Here is an 11089-nt window from a genome sequence, read left to right as displayed (position 1 = left end):
ACTTACTAAAAGCCTTCTCAATTTTCAATTTGAGAAGGCTTTTAGTTTTATATTATTTCTTTTCAATTTCACTCTTTCTTCTATTTCGTTATCCCTCTTCTCTCACTTTATGGGTATTCTGAATAATCTCAAGAAAAGGATACTCGGAGAGTGACAGAAAAAGGATATCTTTGTAATTATCGAATATCCTTATCCCCACTTTTTATTCATTCTTGAGAAATTTCCTGATAAGCTTGCGGACACTGCTCATAATTGTCTGGTATAGCAACCGCCAAGATGGTTAGGACAAACAATATAATCTATGATGAAAGTAAGATTGGATACTGATTAGATATTCAGTACAAGAACAGATCATGCCAAAACCGTACAGTTACGACTTACGTCAGAAGGTAATTTAGGCAATTGAGTTAGACGGGATGAAGAAAAGTCAAGCGGCTGAAGTTTTTCAAATCAGTCGAAATACAATCAACTTTTGGCTTCAACGAAAAGCTAGTACGGGAGATTACAAAGCGTTACCAAATCAACCATCAGGAAATGGTCATAAAATTACTGACTGGGAAAAATTTGACTCACTAGAGTGAGTTTTTACGCGAAAATCAGTGAGATTGCCACTTTTCTTCAGTCAAGAATATAGGTAAGGACTAAATTCTCGCCACGATCCCTAACCTATCCAAACTATAAATAAGGCTATTACCAGCCAAAACAGGAATTTCAGCAACTCACCAAGCCTTGGGCTAATCGACCATCCAGTAGGTAATTCTGGTAAAGCCCGTTCAAAGCGGTAAAACTGGTATTCCCACTATTCTCCTCCTTGTTGTTGGAATTGAGATAACTGTCAACCAAGCTAGTTTTTTCAAAAGTATCTGTACGGCATAGAGAGGGGTAGAGGAGTAGATAAGTAGGAGACAAAGGGCACAAGGGAGAATAACTTATGCCCTATGCCCAAAACAAAACTATTGACTAATGACTCTTGACTCTTTTTTTATCATTATCCAGCCGATAACAACAAGTAGCGCACCGAATGCAAGAAATCCTAGATCCCAAGCTAACTGATTTGGGCCTGATTTCACATGATGGACACCGAGAATTTGGTGGTCAATTAAACCTTCAACCAAGTCGAACAACCCAATCCCAATCAATATTGACCCAATAAAAGTCTGTGATGACCAAGGAACATCATCACGCCCTCCGGCACGCCATAGCAACACAAGTCCTATCACGGTGAATACCCAATTCAAGGTATGAAATAACCCATCCCATACCATGTTCAAATCTATATTCGCCATGTTTGTCAAAGGTCGAATGCTACTAAGCATGTGATGCCACTGGAGGATCTGATGCAGTAAAATTCCATCAATAAACCCTCCAAGACCCACGCCAAGAAAAATTCCAGAGGTAATTAGTGGTGTGCGTCGATTGAGGGTTTCATTTTTCGCCTCCATTGTCAACCTCATAGATAGGCTTTCTTTCAAAAATACAACTCTTTTGGAAGAAAAATCTCTATCTTGAGGCAAGTACGATCGTTCAACTTAAATTAATCAATCTTCAAATTTAATCTGCATACCCACTTTTATTGGGTCGAAATCTTGGGGAAAATGGGTACTGCGATCGTAGTCTGCTTTTTCCAGCTTTGCTCCTTTGAGATCGGCTTGGCGGAGATTCGCTGACATCAACAATGCTCCCCTAAGATCGGCATCCCTTAGGTTAGCTTGACCCAGATCGGCGAAACTCAGGTCAGTTCCTCTAAGATTAGCGCCACTTAGGTTAGCTTCACTAAAGTCTGCATAACTGAAATCAGAACCTTTCAAGTTAATGGCTTGCAAATCGGCATTACCTAATTCCGCTTTACTAAAGTCCCGTTTTCCTGCTGCATAACTCTCCACAAGAGTAGCGGCAGTATTTATGGGTTGTTGAGAATTCACTTCAGGCATATAACAGCCTCACAGGTTATCACTTCCATACTAAGGAATATGGATTAAATAAGATCCAGAATTCTCACACCTGTGGCTTGGCAGTATAATTCCATTAGGGCAAATAATCATCAAACACAATTTTCATCGTTTGCTTGAAATCCCCTGTGACTTTGCGACCTGTTTTGTATACCTGAGTCAAGATAGTTGTAAACACCTTCAGACCAGTTTGGGTCTTGGCATTTGCCATCAAGTTTTTAACCATTTCGACCGAATCGAAAATCACGCCCTGACAAACACGGGTTAGATGTGGAAACAGGCGATGCTCAATAGGGTTGTATTTGGAAGTGTAAGGGGGATAGTGAGCAATGCGGATTTCAATACCGAGTTCGTTGACCAAAGCTTGCAAATCTTGTTTGAACAAATATTGTCGGGAACTATTGCTGCCACCACCGTCACACATCAGGAGAATCGAACTAGCAGACCGATAATGCACCACACCATAGTTTTGCCACCAATAGCGAATGGAATCACAGGCAAATTCACCCGTATCATGGCTAGTACCAATCTGGATATAACCGACGTTTTGTGTCAGGTCATACAAGCCATGTGGAATCGCCACTCCATCCGCCAGAGATTTCCAATCATGGTCGAATACCTCAATCTCTTCAGTTGTATACATTCGTCCCGGACGATACAACTTTCCAATCAATTCTTTTTTTTTGTATCCATGCTCAAAACCGGATTCCCTGCGGCCTGATAAGACACAATGATATGTGTTCAATGTTTTCAAACTGTTCATTACGCTGTGGATGTTCGCCTGTTGCCAGCCGTTTCTGGGCTTTGCGTTTACGGTAGTGGTAACGTTCAAGCAGTTGGTCTACGACGGTGACACTAACACTGATTCCCTCCACAGTCAAAAGCAGAGCGATTTCTTGTCGAGTTAGGTTAGTCCATTTCACTGTTTCATCCATTGGTGAGCCTGCCGTATGTTCAGCAAGTACTTTTAGAAATGCCGCATCTAATCCCTCGATAGTTTCAACCTGCTTACTTGCGTCCCCCTCCACTGCGACGAATCTCACTCATGTTCATCGCTGTTTCATCTTCCAGTTCCTTCAACCCAAACCGAATGGTGTCGTCATCACACCCAAATAGTTGACTGATGTAGTTAATTCCCCCCCATCCCAGTTTTAGAGCTTCAATCGCTGCATAACGACGACGATCTTTCTCTGATAAGGACTGGTAAAGACGTTGCATTTTTGCTTCGACTTCGGATGAGTAGGAATTCATATCACACAGAGGATACCTATAGATAACTTCAGCCTATCATTGCATCCTAAATTTCTGGATCTTATTTAATCCACGTTCCTAAGCTCGACTTTATCCATTTAAGCTGCATAAACAGGTAAAAGTGGTTTGCTACTTCCTTAGATTCTGCTGATGCACTACATACAAAAATTAAAATATACAGCACAAACAGAAGACGGGATAATTGGGGTAGTGAATGCAGAAGGGCAAAAATTGGCAAAGCCTACACGAAGTGTATTCGCTGTTGGAACTACTCTACTGCTATGAGAGAATCACCAGAAGATCCCTTAATTTGCGATCGCTGTGTTGCAGCCTTAGCTGGAGAGTTCTAGTAAATATACGCTAATTCGACGAACTTCTCCCTATTTTTAACTAAATTTCAAGTTTTTCCCTCTCCAAATCGGAGAGGGATTGTTTTACGTAGTAAAACGAGGGAGAAGTTTTTTGAGTCAGCGCTTGAAATAGATATTTTGCGTAATACACATTATAGTCTTTTTGTCCAGTACGTAAGTCCTAAGGGTAATATAATTTGGAACAAAAAAATCGAGTATTTTTACTGAAGATGGCTACGTGTTTTAACTGTATCTTCTTTAAAGAAAGGGGGACTGCTAAATTATTAAGAAAATATAAAGGTATGGATTAATACGTAGAATTTAGACTAAAACATCCATTAACTCAAAATTCAAGAGAGAAAAAGATATGTCAGATAAAGTTGCTAAAGAATTGGCAGATTTTTTGCTGCAAATAAAAGAGCGATCGCAGTTTCACGCAGGCTACCCATATAATTTAAGTTGTGATTACAGTGCGATCGGCAAATTTTTCAATCATCTGTTAAATAATGCTGGAGATCCATATATTGAACCAGATTTTGGTCTTCATTCTCGTAAGTTTGAGCAAGAAGTATTAGCTTTTTTTGCTCACCTTTATAAAATTCCAGAAAGTCAGTTTTGGGGTTATGTTACTGCTGGCGGGACTGAAGGTAATTTATATGGAATATTCTTAGCAAGGGAAATCTACTCTAATGGGATTCTTTACTCATCACAAGACTCTCATTACTCAATACCCAAAGCCGCGAAATTATTCCGCATTCAACATAATGTTATTAACTCGCAAGCTAATGGAGAAATGAATTATGACCATTTTGAACAACTCCTTAGCGAAAATCGTAGTTATCCAGCGATCATAAATTTAAATATTGGAACTACTGTCAAAGGTGCAATTGATAATTTAGACAAAGTTCTAGAAATTTTAGATCGCAATCAGATTAAAGATTACTATATTCATTGTGATGCCGCACTTTCAGGATTAATATTACCGTTTTTAGATGGCGCTCCACAAGTTAATTTTCAAAAACCTATAGATAGTGTAGCTATTTCTGCTAAATTCATTGGTTCTCCATTACCTTGTGGTGTAGTTTTAACAAAGAAAAAATGGGTAGAAAAAGTTGAAACAGAAATTGAATATATTGGTTCAAAAGATACAACAATTCTGGGTTCTAGAAACGGTCATACTCCCCTAATTCTCTGGTATGCAGTGCAAACCAGAGGTTATGATGGATTAGCCAGAGAAGCAAATACTTGTATCAACAATGCTCAGTACCTCTGCCAACAACTTCAAATCAGAGAATATCCATGTATGTTAAATGATTTCTCCAACACCGTAGTGTTTCAAAAGCCTTGTCAAAAGTTAATTAAAAAGTGGCAATTAGCCGGGTTTGAAAATTGGGCACATATTATAGTCATGCAGAATATTAATCGGGATAAAATCGATAATTTTATTAATGAACTTTTGCTAGAAGAAGGGTTAATTAATAATGTAGAAAATTTTAATTTACAGACAGTTTGACACTTACTTAGACTATCAATTGGAATTAATTGCCCAACCTTACAATGTGTTTCTTCAAACGAAATTTTATCTATTTAAAAAGTTTTTGCAACACAAATTAGCAGCAAGTAATTTTTCTATTTCTGTACCTTCCATAGGTGGTAAGAAAAAATACCCTTGTCCATAATCACATTGTAATGCCTTCAGTTGTGCTAGCTGTTCTATAGTTTCTATCCCTTCTGCTGTTACAGACATATTTAGATTATGAGCTAATGTCACGATTGCTCTTACAATTTCTAAATTTTCTCCTTGACTACCGATATTAGTCACAAAAGAACGGTCAATCTTAAGGGTTTTGATTGGTAGGCGGTGTAGATAACTTAAGGATGAATAACCAGTCCCAAAATCATCCATGTGCATCTCGACATTTAGCTCTGTTAACTGGGAAAGCACTGTGGTAGCTAATTCAAAATTATCCATCAACAGGGTTTCAGTAATTTCCAACTTCAAACAGCATGGCTCCAGTCCAGTTTCCTGTAAAATATGTTTAACTTGTTTAAACACATCAGCTTGCGTAATTTGTTTCCCAGAAAAATTTACGCTAATTGTCAAGGGTAGTGAGCTAGGAAATTGTTGATGCCATCTATGCATTTGCTGACAGGCTTCAAAAAGTACCCATTCCCCGATACTAACAATCATTCCAGTTTCTTCGGCCAGGGGAATAAAATCTTGAGGCGAAATAAAACCTCGTTCTGGATGATACCAACGGATCAGCGCCTCAAATCCAATAATTTTACCAGTTGTTAGTGAAATAATTGGCTGGTAATCAAGCCGAAATTCTTCTTGCTTGAGCAGCGCATTTCGCAGAGCAGTTTCTAACTCTAATAGTAAAGATGCACTCTCGTGCATCTTTTGGTCAAAGACTTCATAGCGTGCCTTACCAAGTGATTTTGCACGATACATTGCCACATCAGCATCGCGTAGAATCTGCGCTGATTGTTCATAATCTGGTTTACTTAAAGCGATGCCAATACTAGCATTAGTAAACACCAGATGCTCATTTAATTGAAATGGCAAAGCTAGTATGTTTTTAATTCGCTCGGCTACCTGTATGGCGATATTGATATCCTCAATTTCTTCAATTAAGATTGTGAACTCATCGCCGCCAAAACGGGCAACTATGTCTCTACCTCGTAGAACTGACTTTAAACGATGAGAAATTGCAATCAAAAGTTGATTTCCCATTAGATGTCCCAAGCTATCATTGACAACTTTAAAGCGGTCTAGGTCTAAAAATAGTACGGCAAATAAATAATTACTTTGCTGTTGAGTACGTTCTATTGCTCGCTGCACTCGCTCCATAAATAATCTTTGGTTAGGTAATCCAGTTAGCTCGTCATGAAGACTATTGTGTAGTAATTGCTCTTGTGCTTGTTGCCGCTTAATAATATCTTGTTGAAGTTGTTGATTTACTCTAATAAGTTCAATAGTGCGTTCTAGAACAAGTCGCTCAAGCTGATAACGATATTGGATTAATTCTTCTTCTACTAACTTTCGCTTAGTGATGTCACGAACAATAACAACATACTCTCTTACTTGGGAATTAAATGGCTGTGAAATAGTTGATTCAACAATTAGTAGACATTGATTGACTCTTAAGGTTTGCTCGCTCCTAATAGACCACTGTTTTGGTTTGCCCCGATAGTATTTTAATATTTTATTCAACTTTTTTCCAAGCAACTGCTCAACACTTGTTTGAAATAATTCTTCAGCAGCAGCATTTGTTTGACAAATAGTACCATTTTCATCTAAGACTAAAACAGTATCTGGAACGGTATCGAGAGTAGTAATAAATAGGTTTCTTGCTTGTTTACGTGCCTCGTCAATAGCAACAATTTGTGGTAGAGTTGTCCAGCAAGCGATCGCTACCCCAATAAAAGAAAGCGTCACTAACAAAATAGCTAGTAAAGAGTTTTGAGGATTAGTAGAAACTCTGTCTAGTAAATCGCGGATAACCCAACTACTTGTAGTAGTAATACAAATTAGTGATACTAAGACAATTACCTGTAGTACCACAAAATCTGAGTTGTTTTTACTAGACCTAGTGTAGTAACGCTGTGTCCACCATTCCGGGTGTAATGGCGCAAATCTTAAGCGACTTAACGCTACATCTCCTATCATCAGAACAATGGGTAATAGTAATCCTACCGAAAAATCTCTCCAATTCCAAGCCAAACCTCCCACTATTAGAACTACTGTTTCTAGAAGGAAAAAACTAAGTGACCACCAAGGCCATAAGACTTGTGGTTCGCCTCGACACAGCCATAATCCCAGATGTAGTCCCATAATGGACATGAGATAACAAGTGCCTGCGACTGTGACAAGTTGAGATACATTTCCTAAATTGAGACAAAGCAAACTGATTATAAAGGTAACTAAAATAGCCGGCGCAAGGACACCTTGATGAGAAACCAATGCAAAGATGGGAGAAAGCTGTCTATCTAAGGCAAGTTGATATAGTATCCGAGGAGAGTTGGAGACTGCCGTAGCAGAACTTAGAAGGCAAGAGACAGTAATCAAAAGTGTTACTAGAAAGGGAGCATATTCACCCCAAAAAGGTTTAGAAGCCGCTACTAGATTTAAGAATGTATCGTCACCTATTGTTGGATTGGGAGTCGAACACATTAATACCCAAGAGCCACCTAAAAATACTGGAGGAATTAGCCAAGCAGCTACGGTCAAGAACTTTAAAGTTTTATACGGATGGTGGCTATCAGCAACAAAAGAAGAAGTGGTTTCACAAGCATAAATTGAATAGCTAGCTAGAAAAAACCACTTTGCCCATTCTTCAAAGCTCAGGGTATGTGTGCTAGTTGGGATAAGTTTAAAACTAGCAGTTGAGAAGCCTAACCATAGGACACCTTGAATAGAAAACAAAAGCAGTAATAAAATCGCTGGGAATACAAAAAACAAATGCAGGAGTGCTAAAGCACGGCTACCACTGAATGCCACAATAAAGGGAATTGCTGTAAATACAACTTTTAATAAAGTTTCTGGACAAGAAAGACCTAATGTTTCAAAATTGACTTTAATTAGGTCTGTGAGAATAATCGCATATAGTGCTGGTGCTGCTGCCCAGCTAAAAAAGTATCCCAATGCTACGTAACGACCTAAGCCAGGAAAATTTTTTAATAGCCTTGTAGTATAGTTTGGTGTCCCTCCAGCGACATCTGGCCAGCGTCTACCTAGACTTTGTACCTGCAAGTTCAATAAAAAGGAAACGATCGTGCCAACAAACCAAACTAAGATTGCTTTAGACCCTAACGCTGCATGAATAATGGGCGCAGTACCAATCCATCCCACATGACCCGTTAAGCCAAAGCCCCAGGTTTCGAGATAACTCAGAGTCCGTGGTAGGCGGATTACCAAATTCTGATTTTTCTCTGCCTGTATAGAATTGTTAGTAAGCATTGTTTATTAGCGAGATTTACTGACCTTTTCACTCAATAGCCGAATCTCGCTGTATATAGCTTCCGTATAACTGCTGAACTTATAAGAAAAGATAACTTACTTGTAGCAATACTATCTGATTTATGACAATTCGCACTGTCTAGATCCCCGACTTTTTTAAAAAGTCGGGATCTAACTTTTTACGAATGAAATAGCCCTGCTATATTACCCTGATTACTTTACTGGCTAGGTCTTTATAACTTTTGCAACAACTCCTGAGTTAACTGAAAAAATGCTTTTGAACCAGCTGATTGGGGAGCATTTAAAACAGCTGGCATAAAACTATCAACAGCCTTAGCAACATTGACATCAACAGGTATTTGTACTTTACAAATTTTATCTACCCCGAAATCTTCCACAACGCGGTGCATCACTTGTTTATAGTATCTACCAGTGAGCAGGTTAGCGCTGGACATACTGAATACAATTCCCAGCATTTTTATATCTATTTTGGTTTCATGTCCGTGACTGTCTTTCAATTGGGCAATGCGTCTTTCTAGCAGCTGAATCCCCACTACAGACAAAGGTTCTGGTTTTGCAGGAAGGATGTAGAAATCGCTAGCAGCTAAAGCGCTACGAGTCAATAAATTATATCCAGGGGCACAATCGAGAAGGATAAAATCATATTCTTGACGGACTGGTTTTAAAATGTTATTAATCAAGACTCTTTCAAAGCGATTCCAAATCGTTTCAAAGTCCTGTTCACCTAATGCAGTTGCTTGTTTATGTAGCATTTCTGAAACAACGAATTCATCATACAAATCGATGTCTCCTGGTAATAAATCCAGTCCAGGAAGATTACAAACCTGGGATTGAATGATATCTTGAATTGTTAGTTTTGCTTGTGGATCTGGATTGATTACTTCATCGATCAGATACCTAAATGTCTTGCTTTGTTTACGACGCTTGGCAAAATCTAAAGGCGACATCAAACTGAGTGTGGCGCTAATTTGGCTATCTAAATCAAGGACAAGCACCCGCTTGCCATAATTTTTAGCTAAACAGGTAGCTAAGTTTACGGTGAGGGTGGTTTTACCAACGCCACCTTTCATATTTGCAGTAGCAATTACATATCCCATTGGTTGAGTCCTCTGTTGACGCATTCACCTCTAGGTAGCGTACACCTCTCTCGATTTATTAAATCTTCCATTAAATTTAATATTTTCGGAAACTCAACGAAGAGGCAGGGAGCAGGGAGCAGGGGGAAATGACCACTTCTTCGTGCCGTGGGTGGATTTACCTGCTGCTGTACTAGTTAAATTGCTGTCACTTTAGTTGAAAGCTAGGTAACATTAGATTCGGCGTGTTTACTGTTCGAGAGTGCCAAAATGTCTAAGCAACTGGGTCAAAAAATTGCACCTACACCTATATCAAATGATATCAATGTAGTGGATTTGATCGATCGCTACTTCACCGCTTACAACTCTGCGCGGTTGCGGGAAATCTGCCAACTTCTGAGTCGTGATGTGCTAACGGAAGGTGTCACGGTGGGAGTTAGCCTTTCCGGTGCGATGACACCAGCAGGATTTGGGGTTTCAGCGCTTGCACCCTTAATTCGCAACGGTTTTATTGACTGGATGATTAGCACTGGTGCAAATCTTTACCACGATATGCACTACGGTTTGGGTTTTGAACTTTTTGCTGGTAATCCGTTTTTGGATGATGTGAAACTGCGCCAGGAAGGGACGATTCGCATTTATGACATTATCTTTGGTTACGATGTGCTACTAGAAACTGATGCGTTCATCCGCAAGATTCTGCAAGGGGAAGCCTTTCAGAAACGGATGGGAACTGCTGAGTTTCACCATTTGCTGGGTAAGTATGTTCGGGAAGTAGAAAAGCAGTTGGGTGTGCAGCATTCCTGCTTGCTGGCTACAGCTTATGAGTATGGTGTGCCTATATATACGTCTTCTCCAGGAGATAGCTCTATTGGAATGAACGTGGCGGCTTTGGCTTTGGAAGGTTCGCAGTTGGTGATAGATCCATCAATTGACGTAAATGAAACGGCTGCGATCGCATATAATGCCCGTGAGTCTGGAGGTAAAAGTGCGGCGGTAATTCTCGGTGGCGGTAGTCCTAAGAACTTTTTACTCCAAACTCAACCGCAACTTCACGAAGTATTAGGGCTAGAAGAACGAGGACACGATTACTTTATCCAGTTTACCGATGCACGTCCAGATACAGGCGGTTTGTCTGGAGCAACCCCATCGGAAGCTGTTAGTTGGGGTAAAATTGACCCGGAAGAGTTACCTAACACAATTGTTTGTTATACCGATAGCACGATCGCTCTACCATTGGTAACAGCATACGTCTTGAATAAGTGCCAGCCCCGTCCCCTAAAGCGGGTGTACGACAAGCGAGAAGCTATTTTGGATAAACTGCAAAAAGACTATCTAGCAGCCAAAAACCAACCATCAGATCGGATTCCCGCAGCAGTGGCTGATAGTGCTTCACAGCAAACAGCGACTTATCCCTGTGGTCGGCTGATTCCGAATGCTCATTAGGGAGTAGAGGGGCAGGGAGCAGGGGGAGCAGGG

Annotated in this window: 9 protein-coding genes and 2 pseudogenes; 4 read left to right on the top strand and 7 right to left on the bottom strand. The window is 39.9% G+C overall.

All coding sequences use genetic code 11. The annotated features are described in order from the left end of the window. Positions 1-401: 401 nt before the first annotated feature. Positions 402-566, top strand: a pseudogene (locus CDG77_RS31385) (IS630 family transposase); the annotation flags it as partial. Positions 567-953: 387 nt separating this feature from the next. Here CDG77_RS31385 and CDG77_RS31380 read toward each other — a convergent pair. The 5 genes from CDG77_RS31380 to CDG77_RS38170 form a co-directional block, all read right to left on the bottom strand. Next, positions 954-1442 (bottom strand): DUF2243 domain-containing protein, encoded by a 489-nt coding sequence (locus tag CDG77_RS31380; RefSeq protein ID WP_094333125.1) that lies wholly within the window; start codon positions 1440-1442, stop codon positions 954-956. Positions 1443-1538: 96 nt separating this feature from the next. Next, positions 1539-1931 carry a pentapeptide repeat-containing protein gene (locus CDG77_RS31375; protein ID WP_094333124.1) on the bottom strand — a complete coding sequence of 131 codons (393 nt, stop codon included), beginning with the start codon at positions 1929-1931 and terminating at the stop codon, positions 1539-1541. 94 nt (positions 1932-2025) lie between these two features. Then, positions 2026-2622: an ISAzo13 family transposase gene (locus tag CDG77_RS38750; protein ID WP_262985185.1), complete on the bottom strand. Its 597-nt coding sequence runs from the start codon at positions 2620-2622 to the stop codon at positions 2026-2028. Positions 2623-2644: 22 nt separating this feature from the next. After that, positions 2645-2977 (bottom strand): ISAzo13-like element transposase-related protein, encoded by a 333-nt coding sequence (locus tag CDG77_RS38745; protein WP_262985184.1) that lies wholly within the window; start codon positions 2975-2977, stop codon positions 2645-2647. Next, the gene (locus tag CDG77_RS38170) at positions 2958-3200 is read right to left on the bottom strand and encodes a hypothetical protein (RefSeq protein WP_219852004.1); all 243 of its coding nucleotides are present in this window, start codon (positions 3198-3200) and stop codon (positions 2958-2960) included. The genes CDG77_RS38745 and CDG77_RS38170 overlap by 20 nt, the downstream gene beginning before the upstream one ends. Before the next feature lie 159 nt (positions 3201-3359). Here CDG77_RS38170 and CDG77_RS39250 point away from each other — a divergent pair. Continuing rightward, positions 3360-3550: pseudogene (locus tag CDG77_RS39250) on the top strand (zinc finger domain-containing protein); the annotation flags it as partial. 367 nt (positions 3551-3917) lie between these two features. After that, the gene (locus CDG77_RS31360; protein WP_094333123.1) at positions 3918-5063 is read left to right on the top strand and encodes a histidine decarboxylase; all 1146 of its coding nucleotides are present in this window, start codon (positions 3918-3920) and stop codon (positions 5061-5063) included. Positions 5064-5129: 66 nt separating this feature from the next. Here the strand turns inward: CDG77_RS31360 and CDG77_RS31355 are convergent, their stop codons facing one another. Together CDG77_RS31355 and CDG77_RS31350 are read right to left on the bottom strand one after the other, a co-directional pair. Next, positions 5130-8513, bottom strand: coding sequence for an EAL domain-containing protein (locus CDG77_RS31355; protein ID WP_094333122.1), 3384 nt, complete (start codon positions 8511-8513; stop codon positions 5130-5132). A gap of 233 nt (positions 8514-8746) precedes the next feature. Continuing rightward, entirely contained in the window at positions 8747-9631 is an 885-nt protein-coding gene (locus CDG77_RS31350) for a ParA family protein (protein ID WP_094333126.1), read from the bottom strand. A 249-nt stretch (positions 9632-9880) separates the two neighbouring features. Between CDG77_RS31350 and CDG77_RS31345 the strand changes: the two genes are divergently transcribed. Continuing rightward, positions 9881-11056 carry a homospermidine biosynthesis protein gene (locus CDG77_RS31345; protein ID WP_094333121.1) on the top strand — a complete coding sequence of 392 codons (1176 nt, stop codon included), beginning with the start codon at positions 9881-9883 and terminating at the stop codon, positions 11054-11056. The last annotated feature ends 33 nt before the right edge of the window (positions 11057-11089 follow it).

This window comes from Nostoc sp. 'Peltigera membranacea cyanobiont' 213 (assembly GCF_002245975.1).
GTDB lineage: Bacteria > Cyanobacteriota > Cyanobacteriia > Cyanobacteriales > Nostocaceae > Nostoc.
This window is presented reverse-complemented; position numbering and strand designations above follow the sequence as displayed.